Genomic DNA, 26779 nt, shown 5'->3' on the forward strand with positions numbered 1-26779 from the left:
TTTAATCTCCGCGAGTGTTGATGGCGAAAATAGGCGCGACCTTCAGGAGTTTCTATGCTAGAAAATCCAAAAGACCATGCCGATTGTCCAAACTTGCAGGGGCATTTCATGAGTGATGCGTTGACCGAGATCCTGCGCGGGCTGAGGCTCGACGGCGTCGAATACGGCCGTTGTCAGCCCTGTGCCCCCTGGGCGACAGCCTATCCGGCGCAGCAACCCGCCCGGTTCCATTTCCTCGCCGCAGGTTCGGCCCATCTTCAGACGCCGGACGGTGAATGGATGGAGCTTGCCGAGGGCGATGCGGTACTGTTGCCAAGAGGCGACGCGCATGTGCTCGCCAGCAAGCCAGGCATCCGCCCCGTCTCGATCAGCGACCTGCCCAGGCGGCAGCTCTGCGACGGCATCGTCGACGTGCAATGCCCGTCGACCGACAGCAAGAACCTGATCTTCTACGCGGTCATGCAGTTCAACGTCGATCGTCTGCATCCGCTGCTGCAATTGATGCCCGCCGTCATGCGCACCAGCGACCTTGCCGCGAGCGAGCCGTCGATACCGGCCTTGCTCGAAGCGATGCTGCGCGAAGCGCAGATGCAGCGCGTCGGTTCCGGCGGAATTCTGGCGCGGCTCGCCGACGTGCTCACGGCAACGCTCATTCGGACCTGGGTGGAGCATGGCTGCGGCTCGGCAACGGGCTGGCTTGCGGCCGTGCGCAATCCGGAACTCGGGCGCGTGCTTGCCGCCATCCATCTGGAGCCGGCAAGGGACTGGAGTGTGCCGGAACTGGCAAAGCTCATGGGCGCATCACGATCCGGCTTTGCCCAGCGTTTTGTCGACACCATGGGCGAAACGCCCGCCCGCTATGTGGCGCGCATGCGGATGCATCAGGCGCATCAATGGCTGCAGCAGGGACAGCGCGTTGCACTCGTTGCAAACCGCCTTGGCTATGATTCCGAGGCCTCGTTCAGCCGCGCCTTCCGCAAGATCATCGGAGCACCGCCCAGTCACTACCGAAGCAAGGCGGCGATGCGGGAGCCGTTGGCCTCCTGAAGCGGGCGAGTGGAGCTCTGGTCGTCCGGACTTGATGACATCGTCCCGGTCGAACCAGATTTTTCGATCGTCGCTCAAGGCTTGCCGCACGCGCCGGCATCGCATGTGGAGCCCGGCGCCGGCCATTGTTCGTTCCTCGCGCCGTGCATCTCAGCTTGCAGCGATGCATGCCATCTGCGCCGATCCGCCCGGCGTCGATCGGGGGGCGTTTCATCAGCGCCTGAACGCAGCCGTCGTCGCCTTTTTGACGACGCTCGGCGCGCGGTAGCGCGACGGCTGCGCGTTCTTTTCAGAAAGTGTCCCTAAAAGCCGTGAAAGACCATGTCGAGCGCCGCGATGATGTCGTCATGCCGATCGGAGAGATTGGCCACAGGCGCCTCCAGCGCCGACATGGGTATGGCAGCCATGAACTGGGTGACCAGAACATAGCTGACGCCGGAAATTTCAAACACCGGGTTGAGGCGCCTGGCGGGCTTGGGGGCTGTTTCCGCCGGCAGAAGCGGGATGACGACCCGCGTCTTCAGCGCGTCGAGCACGTCGGCCTGCACATCGAGCACAAGCCCGCCGCCCGGATTGGCATAGACGTCATAACGCGGCATGAGACCGTTTCCAGGAGAAGAGAAGATCGGCTTCCGCTGCCAGACGGCGTCGGAAAAGGGCGGTAAAGCGTTGCGCCATCAGGCACGCCGGGTGCGCTAGAATTGGCGGAACTGCGCCAGTGGCAGGCCGTTGGCATCGACGAACGCGTTCGAGCTCTGTAGCGCCTCGTTGTTCTCCTTTTTCCAGCGGTCGGCCTTGGCATCTGCCACGGCCCTGGCGATGCCGGCCTCGGCCGCCCGCGATAGATTGATGTCGAAGTGCCGCGCCTCGGCAAGAAGTTCCGCATCGATCGTCAGATTGGCGGCGCGCTTTGCAGCGACGGATCGGGCATGCTCGCTCATGGAAGGTCTCCTTGTCTTTGCCAGCATATGCGCATCTTCGTGCGCATGCAAACTTGCGAGAGCTTGCATCGATCAACCGCGGCCCGCCGGCTGCGGTGCCGATCACTGCGCCGGCGATTTTTCTCCATGCAGGGCGGCATCGATCGCCTCGCGCAGTTCCTCCCCGGTAATAGGCTTGTGCAGGATGCGCACACGACTTGCGCTGACCTCCTTCAGCCGCGATGGCGAGGTGTCGCCGGTGACGATGATAGCCGGAACGTGACGACCAAGGTGGCTGCAGAGATCCCGAATGGCGTCGAGACCTGTGGCGCCGTGCTCGAGGCGGTAGTCGGCAATGATGAGGTCGACCGGCGCGCCGCCGGTCGCCAGCGCTTTCGAATGCACCTTGAGCACCTCGTCGGCCGATCGGCCGGCATAGATGCGGTGTCCCTCCAGGGTCAGAAGCCCGACCATGGCATCGGCGACCTCCTTCTCGTTCTCCACCAGGATGATGCCGGCAGCGCTGCTGGCTGTGGGCGAGGGGCGGACGGCCGGCAGGGGTGACGCCACCCGGCGCGCCAACGGCACCGTGATCGAAAACATGGAGCCGCGACCGGGCACGGAGACCAGTCTCAACGGGTGCTGCAGCAGCTCGGCCGTGCGGCGAACGATGGCAAGCCCGAGGCCGAGGCCCTGCGTCCGGTCCCTTGCCAGGTTCTGCAACTGCATGAATTCCTCGAAGACCATTGTCTGCTGGTCGGGAGGGATGCCGGGGCCGGTATCCAGCACCTGGATCTCCACCGAATTGCCGCGTCTGCGGCAGCCCAGCAGAACGCTGCCCGTTTTCGTGTAGCGAAAGGCGTTCGACAGAAGGTTGCTTAAAATGCGTCGCAGCATCATCGGGTCGCTGTCGATCAGCAAGCCGCTGTCGACGATCCGCCAATCAAGGTCCCGCTGGTCCGCCTCGGCGGCGAACGTGTCGTTCAGGTCGCGGAAAAGCTCGCGGATCGATACCGTCTCATTGGCAATCGTGACGATGCCGGCGTCGAGCCGTGAGATGTCGAGAAGCGCATTCAGCAATCCCCCGAGATTGCCGACGGCGGATTTCGCCCTCGTCGCCAGATCGCGGGCATCGCCGGAGGAGACGTTTCCACGCTGCCCGAGGATCTGAAGGGTGGAGACCAGCAAGCTCAACGCATGGATCGGCTGGCGAAGATCGTGGCTCGCGGCGGCAAGAAAGCGCGTCTTGGCGCGGTCTGCGGCCTGGGCGCGGTCACGCTCTTCCTGCAGGTGACCGACGAGATTCTCGTTTTCCAGCCGCAGGCTGACGGTCTCTCGCAACATCCGGTAGGTGATGCGGCAATAGTAGAAGTTGATGGCGACGAGCGAGGCGAGCAGGAAAAGGAACGGGCCGGTAATTTCGCTGTCCGTCTGGATGCAACGCACGGCGATCGGCAACACCGTCACGAGGATAGAGCCCACGAGGGCGGGTGGAAATGCCGAGAGCGACGGCACCGTACCGCAGACGAGGCCGCTGAGGACGATGACCGTGAAGGAAAGCACGATCGGTTCCTCGGGAAGGAAGCCGACCCATCCGACCGTGCCCCAAAGCAGGCCCGACGACCAGGTGAAGGCGGCCGCGAGCCAGGCCCACCGCATGGTAGAGCGCGCGTTTCTCGGGCGACTGAAGAAACGTCGGGAGGCAAGGACACGCAGGAGGATCAGCAGATACAGCGCGCCGACCCATCCGATGAGCCAGCTCGTGGATACCGCCTGCCGCAGCACGGATATGGCGGCAAGCGAAACGACGATGTTGGAGATGACCACGCCATAGGAGCTTCGATAGAGAAGCTCGATCAGGGCCTGGCGAATCTTGTCTTCGTGCATGCGCCCACTCCATATGCCGGCGCGAGATTGCCCGCCGCTGTCCCGGAACAAGGGGTCTACAGGAAAACTCTTTCCCATAGGTTGGCGGCGAGGGCATTGATGACGATACCCTCGCAAGCCCCAAGTTCCGGCGCGTCGCCCGGCCTGACGCAATCCTGCAATCCGTGCCCTTACTGGATGAGCCGCGGGCCCCCACCGCCCGCGAGCTGCGGAGGAACGGGAACTGCGCTGTTTTCCGGGGGCTTGCGAAATGCCACCGTTCCCGACACCGCCATGTAGAGCGTCTTGGTGATCAGCGCCGTGTAGGCGGCCTCAACATTGGCACTGCCGCTGACGTTCCATTCGACCGCCGCATGCGGCAGGTAGATGGTGCCGGCGTAATAGCTGCCGTCCGCGGTGTTCAAGCGTTTGATGACGCTGCTTCCCACCGCGTCCCGGCCCTGGAACATCAGGATACCGGCGAGTTTGCCGGTGGTCGGCGCCGAAAGCTGGAGCACGGCCGCGCCGTTCGACATGAACGCCGAGCGCTCATCCTCGAAATAGAGGAGCACATCCTCCCCCTTCACGGTCCCCGAGGCGTTGAGCGTGAAGTTGCCGTTCCTGAAGACGTAAACACCTGGCTTCAAGACCAGCCCGGCGGAAGAATTGACCGTCAGGCCCTTGCAGTAAACGCCAGGATTGAGCGTGGCCGGGGAGCTGCTGTCGATGGTGAGCGCCGTGAAATTGCAGGGCTTGCCCTTTTGCTGCGGCTCTTCGATGCCGGCCAGCGGGTCGGGCACGACGGGCGATCTGTCGATCGGTTGCGGCAGCAGCGTTTGCTTGACCGACGAACCACCGTGCACGTTGATCGTCGTGGCGCTGAAGAACTTCGAACTCTCGATCTTCAGAGCCCGGGCATTGTCCGAATTGACCTGAATGCCGCATTCGGCCCGGAATGTGTTGGCGTTGACCAGGCGAAAGGCCTCCACCTTCGACGGATCGAGGGCGAAAATGCACGCGTCGTTTCGCTTCTGCGCCTTTGCCCTGGCGAGAACCGAGACGGGAATGCTCTCCATGCCGATCAGGCCGAGGAAACTGGTCTGGTATGGCTGGTTCAATCGAACGGTGACGATACCCTGCGCGCTTTCAATCTTGTGGACACGGGAGCTTCGCTCGAGATCTTCGCTGGAATTGCCCCCAAGGTTTGCTGCAAGGAAGGACTCGGCCGCGTCGACGTGCCGGTCGCTGCCAACGGCCGCGCCGGCAAGCGCGCCCGCATCGGCCGCCCCCTGGAGTTCCGTTTTCAGCGCCAGGGCCCCGGCCAGGTCGACTGCGCCTCCAGCCGCCACCATAAGCGGAACGGCCACCACCGCGGCCAGCATGGCAAAGTTTCCTGATTTGTCACGCAGCAGTCTTTTCGAGTTTCGTGCGCCGAAAATGCGTAATGGCTGAAATAAGTTCATGTATAGCGACCCCTTTTTTAGTGGGTTCTTTTGTTGTTGCACCTTGAATTTCCTCGATTTGCCCCGAATTCCCAAATTGACAGCTTAATTTCACATCAATCTGTTAAAAAATGGCCCTTATTTGCACCCAACTATTCTTAGTATTGGGTAGTCAGACTTGCACTGGACCATCAACGCTGGTGCTGAACGCGACGTACGGCCATGCATGGGGATCGACAGCTGCCGCGGGGGAGATTGTCGTGATCGGTAACGGCAAGATGGTGTATCGCTTCGCGCATTCGGCCACCCGTCGAACAGCGCGCGGTATTCGGCCGCGCGGGGACCGGACCGTTCAAGTACCAACTGGAGTGATGACTTTGCTTTCGAGAGTTTTGCCTGCCCTTGCCGTTGTCCTGATCCCGGCGACGCTCATGGCATCCGACGATATGGCGGCTTTTTACGACGGCGCGCTCTGCAGCCCGCCCTACACGATGCAATCGGCAACCGAACTCTATGATGCGGCCGAGAAGCTGACCAAGCCCGATACGTCGCTGCTGACGGCCTATGTCTACAAACTGCCGTCCGACATCGGTCGTGACGGCTTCAAGACCAGCGAGGTCGTCTTTGCAGGCAGTTCCGTCGGCGTTCTGATCGAAGGCGCGCGGGCGGACGACCTGGCGGCCCGCTATCAATTGCAGCCGGAGAAAAGCAGCATTCTCGGCACGTCGACCAAGGGCTTTGCACGAGCGCTGGCCGATGCGGAGCAGCCGACGGCGGAAATGGGGATAGTGTCGATCGTTGCGCGTGAAAGCGATGCCATTCCCGGCAAGACCCTGCTGGCATGCGAGTTCGTATCGCACGCGGATCTGGAAGCGCTCAAGGCTGTCGAAGGCGCGAACTAGTTCCGGGCGTCCTGCCGGATGCAGGCAGCGTAAAGATCGCCTGCCTCCGGTATGACGCGTGCCGCCGGAGCGTGCTACGTTGATGGCAACGTCAACAATGCGAGGCGCGAAGCGCCCGAAGGGAGACCATGTCCGGTTCGGATGGCAGTATTTTCGACTATCTCGGGATACTGGCCGTGTTTCTACTCGTCGCCGCCAACGGATTTTTCGTCGCAGCCGAATTCTCCCTGGTATCCGTCCGCCGCAGCCGGGTGACAGAGCTGGTCGCGCAACGGCGCATGAACGCCGGCGCGCTGCAGCACGCGGTCGACAATCTCGATGCAAACCTGGCGGCCACGCAGCTCGGCATCACCATATCATCGCTGGCACTCGGCTGGGTGGGGGAACCGGCTCTTGCGCATCTGATCGAACCGCTCTTGAACGTGCTGCCGATGGGCTGGGCCTCGTTCGGTTCGCATGCGATCGCGGTGGCCATCTCGTTCATCATCATCACTGCGCTCCACATCGTGCTCGGAGAGCTTGCGCCGAAAAGCCTCGCGCTGCAGCGAAGCGAGGGCACGGCCCTTGCGGTGGTGCGCCCGCTCGGGCTCTTCCTGTTTCTGTTGCGCCCGGCGATCCTGTCTCTCAACGGCCTCGGCAATCTCGTCCTCAGGCTGGTCGGCTTGCGGCCGGGCACGGGCGAGGCATCGATGCATTCGCCGACCGAACTGAAGCTGCTGGTCGCCGAAAGCCAGGAGGCGGGGCTTCTGGATGTCGCCCAGCAGGAGCTGGTGGAGCGTATCTTCAACATCGGCGATCGGCGGATTTCCGATTTCATGACGCCGCGCATGGAAATAGACTGGATCGATGCCGATGACACCCGCGAGGAAATCCTGCGCACCATCCGCGATTGCCGCCACGAACAGCTGCTGATCGGCCGCGGCGGCATCGACTATCCGCTTGGCATGGTGTTGAAGAAGGACCTGCTCGACCAATTGCTCGACGGACAGCTGCCCGATCCGATGAAGGCGATGCGCGAGCCGCTGGTGCTGCACGAATCGGCACGGGTCTTCCGTGTTCTCGAGGCCTTCAAGACGGCGCCCGTGCGGCTTGCGATCATCGTCGACGAGTACGGCAGTCTCGAAGGCATCGTCACCCAGACCGATCTTCTCGAAGCGATTGCCGGTGACCTGCCGGATACGGAGGCGAACGATCCCGACATCGTCACCCGCTCCGACGGCTCGCTCCTGATCGAAGGGCTGATGTCGGCGCACGACGCCTTCGATCGGCTGGGCATACAAGGGCGACCGGAGGGAGACTTCCACACCATTGCCGGTTTCGCGCTACAGGTCCTCGGTCATCTTCCGCATGTGGGCGAGACCTTCGATTTTCAGGACTGGCGCTTCGAGATCATCGACATGGACGGCATGCGAATCGACAAGCTGCTGGCGTCACGCAACGACTGAAGCCCGACCGCGCCGCCCAACCCCTCGGTCGGGCGGCGCGGACCGGTCATAAGGTCGCAAGTGCCCGATTGGACAGCGCTCCGCCATAGGCCTCGCGAATGGCGAGCTTGTTTTCGAGCGCGATCACGATCTCTTCGGAAAAATCGATCTTGTGCAGCGCCCGGATGTTCTGCAGTCCGCCGGGCGTGAACACGTTGATTTCGAGAACCTTGTCTCCGACGATATCGAGGCCGACGAGGAACATGCCGTCGTCGATCAGTTTCGGGCGAAGTTTTTCGGCAATCGCCAAAATCTCCGGAGTTATGATAGCCGCTTCCGCGGTGCCGCTCGCATGGATGTTGGAGCGCACCTCGCCCTTGGCAGGCACTCGGCGAAAGGCTGCGAAGACGTCACCGCGTACCAACGGGCGGCCGTTCATGAGGAACAGCCGGATATCCCCGGCGGTCGCCTCGGGCAGATAGCTCTGGGCGATGAGATAGCCGACCTCGCTCACCGCCTCGAAGATCTGGTTGAGATTGGCTTCATCGCTGGACTTGATCTTGAAGACGTTCTTGCCGCCCGAGCCCTGCAATGGCTTCAGGATGACGCCGCCGCGATGGTCGTCGATGAAGGCGCGGATCTCCTCGATGTTCTTAGAGATCAGCGTCGTCGGCCGCACGGCCTGGGGAAAATCCTGGAAATAGAGCTTGTTTTGCGCCAGTGCGAGACCGGAGGGGTCGTTGACGACGATGGCGCCGCGTTCCGCGGCAAGGCGGCCGAAATTGGCGCCGACATGGGCGGCCCAGGGCCGGCCTTCGGCGTCTTCCGAGGGGTCGTTGCGCAGGAACAGTACGTCGATCTCGCTGACATCGACGACGCTCGTCGTCGCGTCGTCGGCCTTGAGGGCGGAGATGAACGTCTCGGGCTTTTTCGGCTTGGTGCCGTTGAGGCTGCGTGCCCGGACCATCAGCCTGTCGTCCGGCCGCAGGATGAAGTCCGCAGGCGTGACGTAGCAGATCTCATGCCCCCTGGAGAGGGCGGCGAGCGCCAGTGACGTCGTCGTGTAGGACGCCGTTTCCGATTCGATCGAATTGACGAAGAAGGCTAAGCGCATCAGGTCTCCTACTCTGCGACCATGTCGAGTGGGGTTATTCCCCCCCGCGCCCGGTCCAACCGGGCGCGTGCATGGGCGTCATCCAGAAAAATAGGGCGCACCGCCGGCGCACCCAGCAAGCCACGCAAGCTCAATTCCTGCATGGCGGTAAAATGGGACGCGGCAATCTTGCCCATCCAGAAGGGTTCGAGGCTGCCGCCAGCGCTGAGGTGAGCCAGCAGTTGAAGCAGACCGCGCAGATAGATCGCGTCCTTTGCGAGGCCGCCGCCACGATAGATCCGCAGCACGATGTTGAAGGCTTCGTTGGGCTGAAACCGGTGCTGGTCGACGAGCAGGCGGTAGGTCTCCGGGAACAGAGCGCCGTCCAGCATCGCCGCGCAGGCAACCACGCGCGCCGCGATGAGGCGCAAACGCGAAAGCGTCATGCCGCCACTCAGATATTCGGCGAAGACGGCAAGCCCCTCCTGCATGCCCTCATAGCCGGCAAGGCCGGAGCGGAAGAGCCGCAGCCCCTGCGCCGAGCCGTTGAAGTAGGTCAGCAGGTGCACGCCGATTTCGTGGCTGAGCAGGGCCTCGACGCGGGCCCGGCTCATGGCGGTGCTGCGCGCGATCAGAAGCTGGCTTCTCGACACCAGCAACCCGGCGGGAATGTCGTCGCGCAGTTCCACCGATGCGCTGAAATCGGCATACTGCCGTTTGTAGGCCGAGACCATCACCTGCGCCCGATTGCGCACATAGGCGCTATCGACGGCGTCGACTGCCGGCTTTTTCCCGGGCTTGCTCACACGTTTCTGGGTCTGCGTCAGAATGTCGGTCGCGGCCTCCAGCAGCTTTCTCTCCACCGGACCATAGAGCGCGCGGCCGAACTCGACGAAGGTGCGGCCCTCGCGGGCCGAGATCATCGAAAGCTGCAGGTCGAGCTCCTGCTGCTTTTCGCGATAGAGTGCGTAGAGCAGCGGATCCTCAAGGTGTTCGAAGCTGATGGAAAAGAGCTTCTTCTTCGCCGTCTCGACTTCGAGCGTCAGCGGTCGATACAGCAGTCGCGGTGCGACCTGGTGGCGACTTGAAACGAACTCCGCCCAGGCGGCATCGGAGTTTATCGGCGTGACCGCCAGGAGGAAGTCGAAACTCGAGGCAATCTCGTCGATGGCGCGATCGGTGCGCGTGACGGTGTCGACGAAGGTCTTGCGTCCAAGCGCCCGGTGCGTCGAAAGGCTGATGTCGGTCGCGCTTTGCGTTGCCGCCGCCAACGCCTTGAGGCCTGCATCGAAGATGTTGGCGATCAGGCGCTCGCGCAGTTCCGGATAGATGCGCTCTGTTCCCGGTTCACGGTAGATCGGTGCGAAACGGACGCCGATAGCGGGAAATGTCGTCAACGGCGCGTCGCCGCGCCCGTTTTCCGGTTGCGGTGAGAGCAGGTCCATATGGGCCGTGCGAAACTTGCCTTCGATCGTGCCGACCGAGCCGAGGAAGGCTTTCGCCGCGGCTTGCGCCAACGGATCGTTGCCGGCCGTCACTTCGATCGTGAAAGGCGGCAGATAGGGCGCGTCCTTGGCGGGCTTGTCGTCATGGGAGAGTTCGCCGAACTCGAGCACGAAGAAAGCCCCGAGGCGGTCCCGGATCACGGAGCCAACAGCGGCAACGACGAGCGCGGCCGTCGCAGCATCCGGCGCAACGAGATAGGACGCATTGGACTGGGTGATCTCGCGTGCGACGACCGCCTGTTTCGCCTCGGCGATAAACACGCAGAGAAAGGGCAGCGGTCTGTCGATGTGCAGGCGTCCGCCCTCGGCAAAGTCGCGCCGCACCGCCTTGCCGGCCGCAAGACACCCGATCACGTCATCGAGCCAAGCGTCATCCGGCGCCGACCGTCCGGCCTCGAGAGTAGGCGATGTGTCACGGTCTCTGGGCGTCGCGGCATTTTTCATCGGCGCTGATCCAGCGCCTTGACGAGGTCGGGCACGGTCGAGGCCATCAACGCGCGCAAGGCGTCCAGCACCTCGAAATCCGGTTCTCCGCTCCATTCGTCCATGAAGAACTTCTTGAACTCGATTGCGATGGCGCAGCCGGTCTGCGGAAAATGCTCGTGGATGAAGCGGGTCTGTTCGCCGCGTCCCTGAAACGCGACGTTCTCGCGAACGTCGAACCGCCGGCCGCGAAACTCGAACCGGCGCAGCGCGTCAGTCAGCGCGTCGAGCACGCCAGCCCAGCGGGCGCGATCCATCGAATGGGTGCCGATGTTGATCTCGGGTGCCGCTTGCGGGTCCGTGGGCGTGGCATCCGGCCCGTCGCGGCGGTGGTTGTAGCTGTGGACGTCGAGAACGACGAAACTGCCATGCCGCCGCTCGATCGACAGCAGCATCGATCGCAGCATGCGATAATATTCGTCGTGCAGCACCAGAGAGCCCTGTTGCAGCGCCTGCGGCAGCGCGTCTCGCCAGACGGACAGTCCCCAGGCCTGTGAAGGGTCGACATAGACGGCACCGTCGCGGGCGCGGTTGAGATCGACCTCGAAGCGCGAGCGATGCACGATGACGCGATTTGCGATGTCCTCGATCACGTAAGCCGTAAACGGGTCTTCTTCCCGCAGCCGTTCCCCGTCGGTGAGGGCAGCCAATGCCCTGATCTCGGTTCGAAGGCCGTGTCCGTCATGGATCGCCGTGGCGACAATCGGGCTGTCGCCGCGGTGCACCGTCCACCAGCCATCATTGCCAGCGTCGCTCAAGGTCTCGCCTGTCCGTTTCAGCATTTTTGCGACCCGTTCCTCCCTCATCGACGGCCGTTAGGTCTCGCTACAATTCGCGAGATGGCTGTTCTGTTCCGGGCCCGATGCAATTCGTCCTGTCGCGAAGACGGCGCCGGGCCCGCCCGAGCAGGCGCGACAGTTCTCCTGTCAGGGTGTCGGACGCTGCCGTGCGATCGGCGACGGAACCAATGAGGCTCGTGCGCATTTCCAAAGCACCAAACAATGCATTCGTGAAGGGAAACGCCATGCTTGGAACTGTGCTGCTTGTCGTGTTGATCCTGCTCTTGATCGGTGCTTTTCCGAGCTGGCCGCATGCGAGCAACTGGGGCTACGGCCCGTCCGGCATACTGGGCGTCCTCGTGGTCGTCCTCCTGATCCTCGTCCTCATGGGACGGATCTGACGCCGACGAAAATCCCGTGATCAGCGGCGATGGAACCCGACCTCATCTACGTCACCGATGCCGATCCGGGCATCAGGCGCTACCGAAAGGGAAAGCGGTTCAGCTACCGCCTTCCCGACGGTTCCCTCCTCAAGGACCCGGACGCAACGGCTCGCATCGCAGCACTCGGCCTCCCGCCGGCCTATGAACGGGTGTGGATCTGCATCAAGCAGAACGGGCATTTGCAGGCCACTGGCTTCGACGCGCGGGGGCGAAAACAATACCGCTATCACGATGCTTGGCAGGCAATGCGCAACCACGAAAAGTTCGACCAGCTGATCGAGTTTGCCAAGATCCTGCCAAAGCTCCGACGAACCCTGCGCCGCCACATGGATGGTCCGTTGGACGATCCGCGCACGGTTCTGTCGGCGCTTGCGATGCTGCTCGATCAGGCATCCCTGCGCGTCGGAAACGCCGCCTATGCGCAGGAGAACGGGACTTTTGGCGCGACCACGCTTTTGAAGCGGCATTTGAAGCTGGGCGAAGACGGCATCGAGCTCCGTTTCCTCGGCAAGGGCGGAAAGCGCGTTGTTCGCCGACTGCGCAGCCCGCGATTGCAGCGCTTGCTGGAGGATATTGCCGACCTGCCGGGGCGCCAGCTTTTCGTCAGCAGGGATGCGAGCGGCGATCTGCATCCGATCGATTCCGGTCGCCTCAATCGCTATCTCGCGGCCGTCTGCGGCGCGCCGATTTCGGCCAAGACGTTTCGCACCTGGGCGGGAAGCGTTGCCGCATTCACCGAGGCGCGCCTGGCATTTGGCGAAGGTCGCCGGCCATCGGTGAAGCGGATGTGCGAGGCGGCGGCCGAGGTGCTGCACAACACGCCTGCCGTCTGCCGCAAAAGCTACGTTCATCCTGATATCATCGCGCTCGCCGAGAAGGAGGCGACGATCAACCTGCGGCGGCTCGAGGCGCAGCCGAGACAAAGCGCCCTGCTGCGCGCGGAGGAAGACCGCCTGCTGCGCTTTCTCAGATCCAGCGCCCGTGCCCGCAAGCGGGCCGCTTCGCCTCCCGCGCGTCAAACGTGAGGGCAAGGGATGCAGCCACGCGAAGAGGCGGCTCCGTCTTGCAGCAACCGATCGTGGGGGTCATTGGTCGGCCAGAAGATGCTCGAGCGTGCGGATGAGATCGCGGGTGTTGAACGGTTTTGCCAGCCGCGGAAGACTGCGATACGGCTCGGGAAGATCGGAGGCGGCGTAGCCCGTCAAAAGGAGAACGGGAATGCCGCGCGCAATCAGTTCGTCGGCAACGGGATAGACAAACTCGCCGTTGAGATTGACATCGAGCGTGGCGGCCTGCGGCGTCTCGCGCCTTGCCGCGGCGATCGACGTGCGCAGGCTGGTGAACGGGCCGATCACCGAGAAGCCGGCGGCCATCAGATCGTCCTCGATCTGGATCGCCAGCAGAAACTCGTCTTCGACGACAAGGACGCTGCGCTGTGTGCCGTTCATCGTTCGGCACCTGCGTCGTAGGGCATGTTGATGGTGTATCTCAAGCCGGTCTTTGCGAAGTCCAGTTCGACATCTCCGCCGAGATCCGAGCCGACGACGCGCTCCAGCAGCAATCGCCCGAAACCGTTGCGCGATGGTGGAGCCACCTTGGGACCCCCGGTTTCGCGCCAGGCGATGTTGAGCGTCTTGTCAACCCGATGCAGGCTCCAGCTGACGTCGACATGACCGCTTTCCACCGAGAGCGCGCCATGCTTGGCGGCGTTGGTTGCAAGCTCGTGAGCGGCCATGCCAATTGCCAGGGCATGCCGTGGCGACAGCATGATTGCCGGTCCGCCAAAGGAGATATTTCCCGCGTTTTCGTTCCTGTAAGGGGCCAGCTCGTCGCACAGGATCGTTTCCAGCGAAACGCCAGCCCAGGTTGCCTCGGCCAGCCGGGTGTGGGTTTGCGCCAGAGCCCGGATGCGGGCATGGAATGATTGCTCGGCCTCCTTTTGATCGGGGGTCATGGCGAAGGACTGACGGGCGATCGAGGTCACGGTCGCGAGCGTGTTCTTGACGCGGTGGCTGAGCTCGGCCACCAGAAGGTTGCGCTGCGCCTCGGCATCCTTGCGTTCGGTAATGTCCATGCACACGCCGGCGAGGCGGAGCGTAGAGGACCCCGTGGCCTGCAGAAAGCGCCCGAACGCCTCGAGCCACCGGATGGAACCATCGGGGCGCACGATGCGATAGGTCGTGTGATAGTCCTCTTTCTTGTCGATGGCAGTTTTAATCTCAAGTTCCACCAGACGGAGATCGTCGGGGTGAATGTCAGCCTTGAAATCGTCAAGCGTGCCGCCGAAGCTGCCGGGCTCCAGGCCGTGCAGTGCCTCGAGGCCTGGGGACCAGATCACCTTGCCGGTATCGAAGTTCCATTCCCATGCTCCCATCCGCCCGGCTTCGAGCGCCATCTGCAGGCGCCGCTCGCTGTCGCGCATCGCCTGCTCGTTTTCCTTGCGCTCGGTGATGTCGACGAAAGCCGCGACGGCGCCTTGCGGAATTCCCAGGGCGTCGATCAGGGGCGTAGCGTTGCCCAGGAGATGCCGGGATGTGCCATCGTCAAAGCGGATTTCCTGCTCGAAGCTGCGCACCTCTTCGCCGCGTGCGGCCCGTTGAACCGGCAGTTCGTCCGCCGACAACAGCCTGTCCTGCGAATAGACCCTGAAGTGAGCGGGCCTTTCGCTCGCCGGTGCAGAGAGCGAAGGGTTGCTGTCGGGCGACAGCCTGAGCAGCTCGAACGAGCTTCTGTTGCCGCTGATGACCCGGCAGTCGGGCGTCCTTGCGATCCAGATCGGCGCCGGCACCGCTTCCATCAGTGCCATCACCTCGGTGGCCCTGGCACGTTCTTTCGCCTCGTTGTGCCGCAGCAGATCTTCGGCCCGCCGCCTCGCCTCTTCCGCCCGGATACGCTGCACGCTGAAGCTCAGCTGGCGCGCGATCGTCAAGGCGAGGTCGACTTCGGCGCCGGCGAAGTGGTGTGCCGCGTCGTAATAGGTCATGAACTTGCCGATCAGTCGTCCGGCCGAGACCAGTGGAATGAAGCCCAGAGCGCCGATACCTTCGGTTTGAACGGCAGCGCGAAGGTCGTCGTGAATGTCGGCTACTTCGACGTCTTCAATAAAGATCGGGCTCGGGTCCTGCGCCTCCGCACTCCAAGGCGTATGACCGTCGACGGCGAGACGGTAACTCTCAGAAAGTCCACGCGAGGCGACAAAACGCATGATCCCGGTGTCATCGATAAGCAGGATCGACGCCCGGCTGCAGCGCAGTGCTGATTGAATGGCATCAAGCGCTGCCTCATAGACTGTGGCAATCGACCGTGCCCGGTAAACGCGCTCGGTGAACTGGTGGAGTGCGGCCTGCTCGCGCGAACGTTCGGACAGGACGATTTCGGACGCCTTGCGCTCTGTGATATCGCGGGCGATCTTCGAAGCGCCGACGATGCGCCCGTCGTCATCGCGGATCGGCGATATCGTCAGCGAGATGTCGAGCAGCGTGCCGTCCTTGCGTTGGCGCTTGGTCTCGTAGTGATCGACACGTTCGCCCCTGCGAATGCGATCGAGGATATGCACTTCCTCGTCCTCATGGCCCTTGGGAATGAGCCGCAGGATCGACGTTCCCACCATCTCCTGCCGGCTATAGCCGAACAGCGCCTCGGCTCCCCTGTTCCAGCTGGTGACGATGCCGTTCAGGTCCTTGCTGACGATGGCGTCATCCGAGGATTCGACGATCGAGGCGAGATGCCGGGCGGAAATTTCGGCGATCCGCCGGCTCTCGGACTGCCTCCGGCTTTCGGCCAGCAGGTTGGCGTTGTCGATCGCGATTGCCGCATGCGCGGCGATCGCCACGACGATATCTTCGGAATCGCTGGTAAACATGCCGGCTGCATCATGGCCGAAGAACAGGCCGCCAAGCACGGCGCCCGAACGGGCGATCACCGGGACCGCGAGGTAGCTGACAACCGGTAGATGCCCCGAGGGCATGCCGAAATGCGGTCCGCTCTGTCCATAGCGCGGATCAGTGCGGATGTCGTCGCTGCGCACGACCCCTTCACCGTTGAAGGTAGGCGCGAACACGGCGGTGTTGCGCGGCAGGCCGAATTTTTCGAAGGCCTCGCGGGGTGCGCCGGACAGGGTGAACAGTTGGAAGTGCCCGCCGGTCTCGTCGAGCACGTTGTAAAAGAAGGCGCCAAATTTCGCGCCGGTCAGTTCCGTAGCGCTATCGGTGACCGTCTGGACGATATGCTCGACGTTGAGATCGCTGGCGAGCAGCCTCGCGATGCGATCGAGCGCCTGGATACGGTCGGTCTTCCAGCGCAATTCCTGTTCGGCGGCCTTGCGCCCGCCGATATCGATAAGGACGTTGACCGCGCCGATCATGTCGCCCTCAGCATCGAAGATCGGCGTCGGGCAGGGAAGCACCGGCACCATCGCGCCGTCCGGACGCGCGACGATCAGCTCTTCGCTTCGAACGGCGGCCTGGCTGCGCAGTGTCTCGGCCATGGGGCATTCGTCAAGGGGCAGCGCCGTACCATCGGCACGATAAAGGCGCCAGCAAACGCACCAGCGGTCGACATTCAGGCGCGGTTCGCGCCCGGCGAGGTCCGCCGCGGCGCGATTGAAATAGGTGAGGATCCCGGCAGGGTCCGTGGTGTAGATCGCGATAGGAAGGCTGTCGAGAACTGCCCTCGACTCGATCGTCGGCGCTCCCGCTTTCGCCGCCAGTGCCGCCGACAATGCTTCTGCGCCGTTCATAAATCCCTCCGCAAACGGCTTACTAACCTCAAGCAACGCTGCACCGGGTGGATTTGTTCCGCTCGGTGACGTCTGGAGGCGGTCCGGCCCTGCACTTGAAACCGTGAGGGGCTGCGCTCAGCGGCTTGAAGATGCGGCGCTGCGGATCAGCCGGTTGATGAAATCCAGCTTCTCGACCACCGGCTGGGAGAGGACGAAGGGATAGCTGTCGGGTTGGCCCATCGACCGCTGCAGGGCGTTCAGCGCGACGCTGAGCGGCACCCAGGCCTCGACGAGCGCATCGGCGTCTGACGTACGATAGGGATCGAAGTCGATATCCGCCTCGAGCGCCTCATGCCCCATCGGGTCGATATTGATGCCGAAGGCGTGGCCGGTCTCCAGCGTGTCGACGATATGGAAGAGGTGTGCGAAGCACTCGGCGAAATCCTCCGCGGGATGGGCGCTCGCATAGGGACTGATGAACTGATCCTGCCAGTCCTCCGGCGGCCCCTGTTCGTAATGGCGGTCCAGTGCCGCGCCATAGTCCTCGCTTTCGTCGCCGAACAGTGCCCGGGCCGCGGTTCTCGTCTGATCGTCGACGACAAGCTGCTGCCAGTAGAAGTGACCGATCTCGTGGCGAAAATGACCGAGCAGCGAGCGATAAGGCTCGTTCATGGAAACGCGCACACCTTCCCGCACCACGTCGTCGGCCTCTGAGGCCCGCAGGCTGATCAGCCCGTTTTCGTGGCCGGTCATCGCCGGAATAACGTTGCCGTTGGCATCGACGGTGTCGGCGAGAAATTCGAAGGCGAGCCCGCCCTCGGGGTCCTCGCTTCGTGTCGGATGCGGCAGGCGCCAGCGCAGGAGCGAGTAAAACAGATGGCGCTGCGCCACGCCGATCCGTCTCCAGCGTTCCAGGCCGTCGTCGTTGCTTGCCGGTACGATCGTGTTGTGCCGACAGGCCACGCAATAGCGATCGGACTGATCGGCCGGCACGAGCCAATGACAGACGTCGATGGCGGCGTTGTCGCAGAAACGAAACGTCCGTGACGTGTCGCCATGGATCTGGAAGAGGCCATTGTCGAGCGGCACCAGGGCGCGCATTCCGACCCCGACGGGATCGAACCCCAGTTGCGACCCGCAGCGCATGCAGCTGCGGTTTTCAAAGTGGATCGTCTGGTCGCAGACGCCGCACTCAAAGAGCCGCATCTCTTTCTCCCCCTGGATTTCCCGAGTGTCGAAGCAGTTTACAAGATACAACTATTGCGTGCTTTCACGGCGGCATCGAGGGCCTGTCGCGAGGGGCCATGCTGCTGAAACAGCGGCCGCGCCACCAGTGGCGGCAGGTCATAGGCACGGATAAATTCGGTCAGATCGTAGATGTTGTTCCAGCCGTGGACCACTTCTCTTTGAACGGTCGGCCTGTTTTCTTGCGTGGATCTTGCCATCGTTCTCGATCTCTCCCTTGAATTCCGAGTCGCCGTTTTTCACGACCCTGCCAACAACACGCGGAACCGGACAAAGTTCCGTAAGATACAAAAAAACCCCGCCGAGGCGGGGTTTTGAAGACTTATTGACCGTTAGTTCTGGCGGCCATACCAATCGTCGATGTCGCGGCGGGCGCGGTCCTTCTCGATGCCGTAGCGTTCCTGGATCTTGCCTTCCAGCTGATCCCGCTTGCCGGCGATCTGGTCGAGGTCATCGTCGGTGAGCTTGCCCCACTGTTCCTTGACCTTGCCCTTGAACTGCTTCCAGTTGCCTTCAACACGATTCCAATCCATCTTCGCATCTCCTGACGTTTTGGTTGTGCTGGTAGACAAACGCCTGGCATCGGCTTTGGTTCAATCGGCGCGTCCAAAAAGTTCGATGTCTCTGCCCGTCGTTTTCGCTCGAACGCGCGCATCTCCTCTCGTCTTTCCGCTCGATCGCCACAGTTAAGCAACAGGCAAGCGCCCTGATGTGGCGGCGCATTCTGGAGGAGGACGACCATGGATGAGCCTGTTGTGGCTTTCGATCTCGGGCGGATGGTGTTCGGTGAGGCGCCGCCCCTTTTTCTGCTCGAAATCGCGCTGCGGACGGTGATCATCTACGCCTATACGCTGTTCCTGATCCGTTGGATCGGCAGCCGCTCGATTGGCCAGCTGTCGCTGGTGGAGTTCCTGCTGGTGATCGCGCTCGGCTCGGCGGTGGGTGACGCGATGTTCTACCCCGACGTGCCGCTCATCCATTGCATGGTCGTCATCACCGTCGTCGTCCTGCTCGACAAGGCGTTGAGCTACATCGTCGCGCGCAACCGCAAGCTCGAAGACGTGATCGAGGGCATCAGCATCGAGGTGGTGCGCGATGGCGGCATCCTGTGGAAGGCGCTGAAGCGGATGAATGTCGGCCATGACGAGCTGTTCGAGCAGTTGCGGTTGAAGCAGGTGCGGCATCTCGGCGAGGTGCGCGCCGCCTATTTCGAAACCAATGGTCTGTTGTCGGTCTTCACATCAGATGATGCCTCGACCCGGCCAGGCCTGGTGATCGAGCCGCCCTGGGACGTCAGCAAGCCCAAGGAAGTTCGTGCGGGCGAGGGTGCCGGCGAAAGACGCCGCCTCGCCTGCGTGCGATGCGCGGAGGTTCTCGAGGTCGCCGCGGGCGAGACGGTGGCGCCATGTCCGCGCTGCGGGGGCGACGTGTGGCATGCGGTTGATGAGGGGGCGAGCGCCTTTCGGTGACGCTGAATTTGGAGCGACGGTGCTTGGTGCAGGCTTCGGGATGTGGCAGAGATCCGGGTCACAAGGCTCGGGATCGCTTGCATTGGGAGGGGAATGACGTTGAAGGTCATGGGATTGATCGGCGGCATGAGCTGGGAAAGCTCGGCGCAGTACTATCGTATCGTCAACCAGGAGGTCCGGGCGCGGCTCGGCGGCGTGCATTCGGCAAAGAGCCTGATGTGGTCGATGGACTTCGGCGAGATCGAGCGACTGCAGCATATTGGCGACTGGGCTGCCCTGACGGAGAAGATGACAGCCGCCGCCCGGCACCTTGAGGCCGGCGGCGCGGATTTCCTGGTGATCTGCACCAACACCATGCATCGCATGGCCGATCAGGTTTCGGCTGCCGTCGCCATTCCGCTTCTGCATATTGCCGATCCTACGGCGGAAAAAATCAAGGCGCTCGGCCTCAGCCGCGTCGGCCTGCTGGGCACCGCCTTCACGATGGAGCAGGAGTTCTACAAGGGGCGGCTGATCGAGCGCCATGGGCTGGACGTGATCGTGCCTGATGACGCGGACCGCAAGATCGTGCACGACATCATCTATCGCGAGCTGGTGGTCGGGCGCGTCGAGGACGCCTCGCGCGACGCCTATCGGCAGGTGATCCAGCGGCTTGTCGATCGCGGCGCCCAGGCCGTGATCATGGGCTGCACCGAAATCATGCTGCTGATCTCGCAAGCCGACAGTCCGGTGCCGGTCTTCGATACCACCGAGCTTCATGCGCTTGCGGCGGTCGATCTCGCGCTTGGCTGAAATCCGCGCGTGTGTCGTGCGTGATAACGATGTTGCGCGCGACGACAGGGCGGGCGAGCAACGGCCCGGTGGGTGACCGTTGCTCGCGATCCGGTCCGTGGCCGCCGATGTCAGCCGTTGCGGAACGTGTAACCGTAGCCGTTGAGAGCGGGGGCGCCGCCGAGATGGGCGTAAAGGACCCTTGACCCCTCGGGGAAATAGCCCTTGCGAACGAGATCGATCATGCCCTGCATCGACTTGCCCTCGTAGACGGGGTCGGTGATCATACCCTCGAGCCGCGCGCAGAGCCGGATCGCCGCCTTGGTCTCTTCCGAGGGCACGCCATAGACGGGGTAGGCATAATCCTCGAGCAGCACAACGTCGTCTTCCACGAGATCCTTGCCGAGTTCGACCAGGTCTGCGGTCCTGCGGGCGATCTCGAGCACCTGTGCCCTGGTTTGCGCCGGTGTGAAGGAAGCGTCGATGCCGATCACCCGGCGCTGGCGGCCATCGGCGGCAAAGCCGACAAGCATGCCGGCGTGGGTCGAGCCGGTGACGGTGCACACGACGATATAGTCGAACTTGAAGCCGAGCTCCTCTTCCTGCGCTCGTACTTCCTCGGCAAAGCCGACATAGCCAAGCCCGCCATATTTGTGCACGGAGGCGCCGGCAGGGATGGCATAGGGCTTGCCGCCGCGCGCCTTGACGTCCTCGATCGCATCCTCCCAGCTCTGGCGGATGCCGATGTCGAAACCCTCGTCGACCATCTGGACGTCGGCGCCCATGATGCGGCTGAGCATGATGTTGCCGACGCGGTCATAGACGGCGTCTTCATGCGGCACCCAGCTCTCCTGCACCAGCCGGCACATGAAGCCGATCTTGGCCGCGACGGCGGCGATCATGCGGGTGTGGTTCGATTGCACGCCGCCGATCGACACCAGCGTATCGGCGCCGGAGCGCAGCGCATCCGGGATGATGTATTCGAGTTTGCGCAGCTTGTTGCCGCCGAAGGCCAGGCCCGAATTGCAGTCGTCCCGCTTGGCATAGATCTCGACCTTGCCACCGAGATGGCTCGAGAGCCGGTCGAGCTTTTCGATGTGCGTCGGCCCGAAGGTGAGTGGATAGCGTTCGAACTTCTTGAGCATGCTGTTCCCTTCCTTTTGCTGTGAAAGTCAGGAAACGCTATCATCCCATCTCTGAAAGGTGCTCTCTAACATCATTCCGTAATTTTGCAGTTCTCTTGGAGAATGGCAGCTAATGATGATTTACTTCCGTTTATTATGAGCAATAAGGAAGAATCTTCCATGCAGGGCGAACTCGATCGGATCGACCTCAAGATGCTGCGGCTGTTGCAGAAGAACGGCCGGCTGACCAATGCCGAGCTGGCGCAGATGGTCGATGTCAGCGCGGCGACCTGCCACCGCCGGACGCAGCGGCTGTTCGAGGAAGGCTACATCAGCAATGTGCGCGCGCTGGTGGCGCCGCAAAAGGTCGATCGCGGCGCGCTGGTCATGGTCGGCGTCGTTCTTGACCGCTCGACGCCGGAGAGTTTCCGCGAATTCGAGAAGGCCGTCGAAAAGCTGAAGTCCATTCTCGACTGTCATCTCGTCGCCGGCGACTTCGACTATTTCCTGAAGATCCGTGTCGGCGACATGGCCGACTTCAACCGCATCCATGGGACGCAACTGATCGCGCTGCCGGGCGTGCGCCAGACCCGCACGTTCTTCGTGATGAAGGAAGTGGTCGACAACGCTGCGCTCGACTTCTGAGCGCGCTGCGACGCTCAGCCCGTCGTGATCAGGATCAGGAGAACGAACACCACCAGCACCATCGCGAGCGCGGGAAGGATGATCGCCGGATAACCAAACGTCACGATCGCCAGCAGCCACATCAAGATACAGTTGACGAGGAACAGCACCTTGGCGGTGCCGGAGCCGCGAACAGCCTCCTTGAGCATCCAGCCGAACACCGGCACGTGATAAACCATTTTCGCAATCATTGTATTCAAGCCTTTCGTCGGGGTGGGCGTCGCGCCCACCGTGATCTGTTGGGGTCGCCGGTCATGGGCGAGGGTTCAGTCGCGGCGCGCCAATCCGGCCATCGTCCGCAATTGCTGCTCATCGAGGATGCGCACCGTCTTCGGGTGGTTGAAGTCGATCAGGCCGTCGCGCTTGAAGCGGTTGAGACAGCGGCTGACCGTCTCGACCGTCAGGCCCAGCCAATCGGCGAGATCGGCGCGCGAGAGATAGAGGTTGAAGCTGAACAGGTTCCGGTTTGCGGCGCGGCCGCGCCAGGCGAACTGGTCCGCGAGATCGATGAGCGCGGTCGCAACCTTCTCGGTTGCGGTCTTCCGGCCGAGCAGGGTGGCGTGCGCCTGCATCCGGTGCAATGTCGCCTTGAGTTCGGTGGCGACATCCGGCCCGTGGTCACAATCGTCGACCTGGCTGCCGGCAAGCGTTTCGATGCGGGCGAAGGTCAGTGTTTCGGCGGTGGCGATGTTGCGGCCGTCATGCGTGAAGCCGAACAGGCGCCCGGGGCCAAGCACATCGGTGATCTGGCGACGGCCGTCGTCGAGCAATTGGGACAGCGCCACACAGCCGTCGACGACCCTGTAGAGATGGCGGTTGCGCCCACCCTGAAACAGCAATGTCGCGTGTTCGCCAACGAGGCGCTGCCGGTTTGGGGAAAGCGTCTTGGTCGAAAATGCGGTCGGGGGCGGAAGCGTCGTTTCCGCGAAAGTCATGGTATCGGGCATGGCAGGCGATCCATCTTGCGACCTCACCGGGATCGTCGCTCTGCGACGCGCCGGAGATCAGGCATCAACGTTTCGTCACGATCGGTCGTGACGTGGGGCTCAGAAGTTGAACCCCGACGCTGGTGGCCCACGCGGGCTCGCGTTCGGTGGAAGGTGGGCGCGGGCGGAGGCGACAGGTTGCGAAGGTGGCAACACCGCCCCGGTCTTTCGCACGATCGTGTGCGCGGCATCTGCCGGTGCTGGCAACAGGTCCCAGAAGACACGGCAGGCGCCGCAGAAATGGCTGTGGGAGATTTTCTTGCCGCTGCCGTCATCCGGGGTTCCGGGCAGGCAGAGATCGGGCAGGGAACCGTCGGGCAGCGAGAACGCGGCGCGCTCAGCGGGCGTCAGCGCCGCTGCGGCCGAGGGCGCCTGATGCGCGAAGCCGAGAAGCAGCACGGCCAATGCGCAAAACATGCGCATGGCCTGCTGCATTCTGATCCTCGTGCGAGGCTTCATTCGTTGTGCCTATCCCTGTGCCGGTCTGTCGGTTGAGGGATAGGCGATGATCTTGACAAAGCTCAATGTGGCAAACCGCGCAGGGGCAGAATGCCGCATCCCCCTAATCAATCCTCCTCGACGAAGACCTGCTCGCGCTTGGCCTTGACGCTCGGCAGGAACACCACCACCAGCACGATGGCGGCAATCAGCAGCAGGATGGCGCTGATCGGACGGGTGACGAAGGTGGTCGGATCGCCACGCGACAGGATCATCGCCCGCCGCAGATTTTCTTCGAGCAGCGGGCCGAGCACGAAGCCGAGCAGCAGCGGCGCCGGTTCGCACCGCAGCTTCAACAGCAGGTAACCGACAAGGCCGAAGAAGGCGACCGCATAGAGGTCGTAGACGTTGGAGTTGACGCTGTAGACGCCGATCGAGCAGAACGCCATGATGATCGGGAAGAGCACGTAGTAAGGGATCTTCAACAGCCGCACCCACAGGCCGATCAAGGGCAGGTTCAGCACCACCAGCATCAGGTTGCCGATCCACATCGAGGCGATGATGCCCCAGAAGAGCGCCGGTTGTTCCGATGCGACATTCGGGCCGGGCACGATGCCCTGGATGATCATTGCGCCGATCATCAGCGCCATGACCGGGTTTGCCGGAATGCCGAGGGTCAACAGCGGGATGAACGAGGTCTGGGCGCCGGCATTGTTGGCGCTTTCGGGCCCCGCGACGCCGGCGATGGCGCCGTGACCGAACTCTTCGGGCCGGTCGGAGACACGCTTTTCGACGGTATAGGAGGCAAAGGCCGCAAGGATGGCGCCGCCACCCGGCAGGATGCCGAGCGCAGAGCCGATCGCCGTGCCGCGCAGGACCGGGCCGACCATCCGCTTGAAGTCCTCGCGGGAGGGCAACAGGCCCGTCACCTTGGCCATCAGCACTTCGCGCGTGCGCTCATTTTCGAGATTGCGAAGGATCTCGGCGATGCCGAAGACGCCGACCGCAAGCGCCACGAAATTGAGCCCGTCGGAATATTCCCTGATCCCGAGCGTGAAGCGCGGCGTGCCGGTGTAGATGTCGGTGCCGACGAGACCGAGCAGGAGCCCGAGCGCGACCATGGCCAGTGCCTTGACGATCGATCCGTGCGCGAGCGCGATCGAGGAGACGAGGCCGACGATCATGAGCGAGAAGTATTCCGCCGCGCCAAACTTCAGAGCGATCACGGTCAAAGGCGGCGCGAAGACCGCGACGAGGAAGGTCGAGACCGTGCCGGCAAAGAACGAACCGAGGGCGGCGATCGCGAGCGCGGCCCCGGCGCGGCCCTTGCGGGCCATCTGGTAGCCGTCGATCGCGGTCACGGCCGACGAGGATTCGCCCGGCATGTTGATGAGGATCGCCGTGGTGGATCCGCCATACTGGGCGCCGTAGTAGATGCCGGCCAGCATGATCAGCGAGGAGACAGGCTCCAGCTGAAAGGTGATCGGCAGCAGCATGGCGATGGTCGCGGTGGCGCCGATGCCGGGCAGTACGCCGATCAGCGTGCCGAGCAGAACCCCGATCAGGCAGAAGAACAGGTTTTCCGGCGAGGCGGCCGTGGCAAAGCCGAGGGCGAGATTGCTGAAGAGTTCCATCATCCGTCTCCTAGAACTGGGTCCAGGGGCCGAAGCGCTGGAAGGGTAGGCCGAGGCCGTAGCTGAAGACGGCGACGGAGAAGGCCGTGAGCGCCAAAGACAGCGCGATGGCGGTCAGAGGTTTCATCCGGCCGGAGGCAAAGCAGGCGATGAGCGCGGTAAAGAACAGCGAGGGGACGAAGCCGAGCCCGCGCACCGTGAGCCCGAAAAACACCGGCGCCGGCAGGATGAACAGCATGCCGCGCACCGCGATCGGCCCGATCGGTTCGCCCGAAACCCTTGTCGACTGAACGAGGATGACGGTCCCGAGAAGCGTCAGAATGACGGCCAGAACCAGCGGGAAGTAGCCCGGCCCCATGCGGAACGCGGTGCCGAGCTCCAGGTTGAAGGCCTGCCAGGCGAAAAAGAGCCCGACGGCTGTCAGGATGCCGCCACAGAGCGCATTGGTGCTGTCGAAGGAGATTGATTTCATCGTGTCCCCATTTGGTTATTGGAGCTGGGCAATGGCCGGAGCGAAACCCAAACCCGAACTGGCCGTCATCCATGGCTTGGCGACGGCGCCTGAGCGTCTTGTGCGCAAGGGCCATCGGAATGAGCGCTTCACCGTACCTGCCGGATACTATGCCTGAAGCGGCAAAAACCGCCACGACCGTGGCTCTTCGGCCGACGATCGTGGCGGGCAAAGGTATCGGATCAGTCGGCGTACTGGCCGGCGGCTTCGATCACCGGCTTCCACCGGGCGATTTCGCCTTCAAGCTTGGCCTTCAACGCTGCCGGGGTCGCGTCCGCATCGCTCGACGGGACCGTGCCGAGTTCGCCGAAACGGGCGACGACGTTCGGGTCCTTGAGGGCGACCTGCAGTGACTTCGACAGGCGTTCGGTGACGTCGGCAGGCGTACCCTTCGGCGTGTAGACGCCATGCCAGATGCCGACCTGCAGGCCCGGAAGACCGCCTTCGGTCGTCGTCGGCAGGTCCGGGAAGACCTTCAGGCGTTCAGGCGAGGTGACGCCGTAGGCCTTGATGGTGCCGCCCTGGATCTGCTTGGTGGTGTTGGTGGTCTGGTCGCACATGATGTCGACCTGGCCGCCGAGCAGGTCGGTCATCGCCGGGCCCGTGCCCTTGTAGGGAACGGTGGTCAGCGGCGTTTCGATGGCGCTCATGAACATCATGCCGCAAAGATGCGAGGCGGCGCCGATGCCGGCATTGGCAACGGTGATGGTGTCCTTGTTGGCCTTGGCGTATTCGACGAGGCCCTTGAGATCGGCCGGTTCGAGGTCCTTGCGTGCGACGATTGTCATCGGCACTTCGGTGACGAGGCCGACATATTCGAAGGCGTTCAGCGTGTCATAGGCAAGCTTGCGGTAGAGCGTGGCGCTGGTTGCCATGCCGATATGGTGCAGCAGCACGGTATAGCCATCCGGGTCGGCCTGGGCGACGCGACCGGCGCCGAGCGTGCCGCCGGCGCCGCCGACGTTCTCGACGATGATCTGCTGGCCGAGGTCCTTCGACATGGATTCGGCAACGAGCCGTGCGACTGTGTCGGTCGGGCCGCCGGCCGAGAACGGTACGACCATGGTGATCGAGCGCTCGGGGTAGGTCTGCGCATTGGCGGAAGCGGCAAACAGCGACAGGGCGGCAACGGCGCCAAGAAGCGCATTCAGGGTTTTCATCTTTTCCTCCCGGATGAATTATCGACCAGCCGGCAAGGCTCCTCCCATGCCGATTCTGGTTGAGCCCATTTGCGGACGTAATCCCGCCAACGACAACGGTCTTGGCGTGGGTGCTTGCGCATTTCTGCCGATG

At 63.0% G+C, this 26779-nt stretch carries 28 protein-coding genes; 9 read left to right on the forward strand and 19 right to left on the reverse strand.

What is annotated here, in order from left to right:
• The first annotated feature begins 108 nt into the window (after nucleotides 1-108).
• The gene (locus RTP54_RS18170; protein WP_112806134.1) at nucleotides 109-1047 is read left to right on the forward strand and encodes an AraC family transcriptional regulator; all 939 of its coding nucleotides are present in this window, start codon (nucleotides 109-111) and stop codon (nucleotides 1045-1047) included.
• Between the two features lie 302 nt (nucleotides 1048-1349).
• Here RTP54_RS18170 and RTP54_RS18175 read toward each other — a convergent pair whose 3' ends face one another.
• The 4 genes from RTP54_RS18175 to RTP54_RS18190 all read right to left on the reverse strand — a co-directional run bounded on the left by RTP54_RS18175 (nucleotide 1350) and on the right by RTP54_RS18190 (nucleotide 5338).
• Nucleotides 1350-1646, reverse strand: coding sequence for a CcdB family protein (locus RTP54_RS18175; protein ID WP_112815907.1), 297 nt, complete (start codon nucleotides 1644-1646; stop codon nucleotides 1350-1352).
• A gap of 96 nt (nucleotides 1647-1742) precedes the next feature.
• Nucleotides 1743-1988 (reverse strand): type II toxin-antitoxin system CcdA family antitoxin, encoded by a 246-nt coding sequence (locus RTP54_RS18180; RefSeq protein ID WP_312364802.1) that lies wholly within the window; start codon nucleotides 1986-1988, stop codon nucleotides 1743-1745.
• Between the two features lie 102 nt (nucleotides 1989-2090).
• Nucleotides 2091-3854 (reverse strand): ATP-binding protein, encoded by a 1764-nt coding sequence (locus tag RTP54_RS18185; protein ID WP_312364804.1) that lies wholly within the window; start codon nucleotides 3852-3854, stop codon nucleotides 2091-2093.
• Between the two features lie 170 nt (nucleotides 3855-4024).
• Nucleotides 4025-5338, reverse strand: coding sequence for a pilus assembly protein TadG-related protein (locus RTP54_RS18190; protein WP_162703261.1), 1314 nt, complete (start codon nucleotides 5336-5338; stop codon nucleotides 4025-4027).
• 368 nt (nucleotides 5339-5706) lie between these two features.
• On the opposite strand from RTP54_RS18190, the gene RTP54_RS18195 reads away from it, so the two are divergent.
• Nucleotides 5707-6177 (forward strand): hypothetical protein, encoded by a 471-nt coding sequence (locus tag RTP54_RS18195; RefSeq protein WP_312364808.1) that lies wholly within the window; start codon nucleotides 5707-5709, stop codon nucleotides 6175-6177.
• A gap of 128 nt (nucleotides 6178-6305) precedes the next feature.
• Nucleotides 6306-7622 carry a hemolysin family protein gene (locus tag RTP54_RS18200; protein ID WP_112806120.1) on the forward strand — a complete coding sequence of 439 codons (1317 nt, stop codon included), beginning with the start codon at nucleotides 6306-6308 and terminating at the stop codon, nucleotides 7620-7622.
• A 46-nt stretch (nucleotides 7623-7668) separates the two neighbouring features.
• Here RTP54_RS18200 and RTP54_RS18205 read toward each other — a convergent pair whose 3' ends face one another.
• From RTP54_RS18205 to RTP54_RS18215, 3 genes are read right to left on the reverse strand one after another with little or no spacing between them, the layout of a single operon-like run.
• Nucleotides 7669-8715, reverse strand: coding sequence for a glutathione synthase (locus RTP54_RS18205; protein WP_112806118.1), 1047 nt, complete (start codon nucleotides 8713-8715; stop codon nucleotides 7669-7671).
• Nucleotides 8716-8723: 8 nt separating this feature from the next.
• Nucleotides 8724-10643 carry a flavohemoglobin expression-modulating QEGLA motif protein gene (locus RTP54_RS18210; protein WP_312364813.1) on the reverse strand — a complete coding sequence of 640 codons (1920 nt, stop codon included), beginning with the start codon at nucleotides 10641-10643 and terminating at the stop codon, nucleotides 8724-8726.
• A complete protein-coding gene (locus tag RTP54_RS18215) occupies nucleotides 10640-11464 on the reverse strand; it encodes an N-formylglutamate amidohydrolase (protein WP_312364815.1) in 825 nt (274 codons plus the stop codon). Before RTP54_RS18215 ends, RTP54_RS18210 begins: the two co-directional genes overlap by 4 nt.
• A gap of 242 nt (nucleotides 11465-11706) precedes the next feature.
• Here RTP54_RS18215 and RTP54_RS18220 point away from each other — a divergent pair, with 242 nt between their 5' ends.
• Nucleotides 11707-11862 carry a DUF3309 family protein gene (locus tag RTP54_RS18220; RefSeq protein WP_112806392.1) on the forward strand — a complete coding sequence of 52 codons (156 nt, stop codon included), beginning with the start codon at nucleotides 11707-11709 and terminating at the stop codon, nucleotides 11860-11862.
• Nucleotides 11863-11891: 29 nt separating this feature from the next.
• Nucleotides 11892-12929 (forward strand): DNA topoisomerase IB, encoded by a 1038-nt coding sequence (locus RTP54_RS18225; protein WP_312364820.1) that lies wholly within the window; start codon nucleotides 11892-11894, stop codon nucleotides 12927-12929.
• 60 nt (nucleotides 12930-12989) lie between these two features.
• On the opposite strand, the gene RTP54_RS18230 is transcribed toward RTP54_RS18225, so the two are convergent.
• The 5 genes from RTP54_RS18230 to RTP54_RS18250 form a co-directional block, all read right to left on the reverse strand.
• Entirely contained in the window at nucleotides 12990-13352 is a 363-nt protein-coding gene (locus tag RTP54_RS18230) for a response regulator (RefSeq protein WP_112806110.1), read from the reverse strand.
• A complete protein-coding gene (locus tag RTP54_RS18235; protein ID WP_312364825.1) occupies nucleotides 13349-16642 on the reverse strand; it encodes a PAS domain S-box protein in 3294 nt (1097 codons plus the stop codon). Before RTP54_RS18235 ends, RTP54_RS18230 begins: the two co-directional genes overlap by 4 nt.
• A 117-nt stretch (nucleotides 16643-16759) precedes the next feature.
• Nucleotides 16760-17830, reverse strand: a complete 1071-nt coding sequence (locus RTP54_RS18240) for a putative zinc-binding metallopeptidase (protein ID WP_312364827.1) — start codon at nucleotides 17828-17830, stop codon at nucleotides 16760-16762.
• Between the two features lie 38 nt (nucleotides 17831-17868).
• Nucleotides 17869-18069, reverse strand: coding sequence for a hypothetical protein (locus tag RTP54_RS18245; RefSeq protein WP_162703260.1), 201 nt, complete (start codon nucleotides 18067-18069; stop codon nucleotides 17869-17871).
• Nucleotides 18070-18201: 132 nt separating this feature from the next.
• Nucleotides 18202-18402 (reverse strand): CsbD family protein, encoded by a 201-nt coding sequence (locus RTP54_RS18250; RefSeq protein WP_112806104.1) that lies wholly within the window; start codon nucleotides 18400-18402, stop codon nucleotides 18202-18204.
• A 207-nt stretch (nucleotides 18403-18609) separates the two neighbouring features.
• Here RTP54_RS18250 and RTP54_RS18255 point away from each other — a divergent pair, with 207 nt between their 5' ends.
• Complete coding sequence (locus RTP54_RS18255; RefSeq protein ID WP_112806102.1) at nucleotides 18610-19338, forward strand: DUF421 domain-containing protein; 729 nt, start codon at nucleotides 18610-18612, stop codon at nucleotides 19336-19338.
• A 99-nt stretch (nucleotides 19339-19437) separates the two neighbouring features.
• Complete coding sequence (locus tag RTP54_RS18260; RefSeq protein WP_312365033.1) at nucleotides 19438-20130, forward strand: aspartate/glutamate racemase family protein; 693 nt, start codon at nucleotides 19438-19440, stop codon at nucleotides 20128-20130.
• Nucleotides 20131-20240: 110 nt separating this feature from the next.
• Here RTP54_RS18260 and RTP54_RS18265 read toward each other — a convergent pair whose 3' ends face one another.
• Nucleotides 20241-21254 (reverse strand): 1-aminocyclopropane-1-carboxylate deaminase, encoded by a 1014-nt coding sequence (locus RTP54_RS18265; protein ID WP_312364829.1) that lies wholly within the window; start codon nucleotides 21252-21254, stop codon nucleotides 20241-20243.
• A gap of 159 nt (nucleotides 21255-21413) precedes the next feature.
• On the opposite strand from RTP54_RS18265, the gene RTP54_RS18270 reads away from it, so the two are divergent.
• Entirely contained in the window at nucleotides 21414-21878 is a 465-nt protein-coding gene (locus RTP54_RS18270; protein ID WP_312364831.1) for an Lrp/AsnC ligand binding domain-containing protein, read from the forward strand.
• A 14-nt stretch (nucleotides 21879-21892) separates the two neighbouring features.
• On the opposite strand, the gene RTP54_RS18275 is transcribed toward RTP54_RS18270, so the two are convergent.
• From RTP54_RS18275 to RTP54_RS18295, 5 genes are all read right to left on the reverse strand, one after another.
• Nucleotides 21893-22096 carry a hypothetical protein gene (locus RTP54_RS18275; RefSeq protein ID WP_312364833.1) on the reverse strand — a complete coding sequence of 68 codons (204 nt, stop codon included), beginning with the start codon at nucleotides 22094-22096 and terminating at the stop codon, nucleotides 21893-21895.
• An 87-nt stretch (nucleotides 22097-22183) separates the two neighbouring features.
• Nucleotides 22184-22864 (reverse strand): Crp/Fnr family transcriptional regulator, encoded by a 681-nt coding sequence (locus RTP54_RS18280; protein WP_112806094.1) that lies wholly within the window; start codon nucleotides 22862-22864, stop codon nucleotides 22184-22186.
• Between the two features lie 99 nt (nucleotides 22865-22963).
• Complete coding sequence (locus RTP54_RS18285; protein WP_112832927.1) at nucleotides 22964-23338, reverse strand: hypothetical protein; 375 nt, start codon at nucleotides 23336-23338, stop codon at nucleotides 22964-22966.
• 131 nt (nucleotides 23339-23469) lie between these two features.
• The gene (locus RTP54_RS18290) at nucleotides 23470-24975 is read right to left on the reverse strand and encodes a tripartite tricarboxylate transporter permease (protein ID WP_112806090.1); all 1506 of its coding nucleotides are present in this window, start codon (nucleotides 24973-24975) and stop codon (nucleotides 23470-23472) included.
• A 10-nt stretch (nucleotides 24976-24985) separates the two neighbouring features.
• Nucleotides 24986-25447, reverse strand: coding sequence for a tripartite tricarboxylate transporter TctB family protein (locus RTP54_RS18295; protein ID WP_312364838.1), 462 nt, complete (start codon nucleotides 25445-25447; stop codon nucleotides 24986-24988).
• A gap of 31 nt (nucleotides 25448-25478) precedes the next feature.
• On the opposite strand from RTP54_RS18295, the gene RTP54_RS18300 reads away from it, so the two are divergent.
• On the forward strand, nucleotides 25479-25604 hold the full coding sequence (locus tag RTP54_RS18300) for a hypothetical protein (protein ID WP_312364840.1): 126 nt from the start codon (nucleotides 25479-25481) through the stop codon (nucleotides 25602-25604).
• A 64-nt stretch (nucleotides 25605-25668) separates the two neighbouring features.
• On the opposite strand, the gene RTP54_RS18305 is transcribed toward RTP54_RS18300, so the two are convergent.
• A complete protein-coding gene (locus RTP54_RS18305) occupies nucleotides 25669-26646 on the reverse strand; it encodes a tripartite tricarboxylate transporter substrate-binding protein (protein WP_112806085.1) in 978 nt (325 codons plus the stop codon).
• Nucleotides 26647-26779 lie beyond the last annotated feature (133 nt).

The organism is Ensifer sp., assembly GCF_031989085.1.
Lineage (GTDB): Bacteria > Pseudomonadota > Alphaproteobacteria > Rhizobiales > Rhizobiaceae > Ensifer.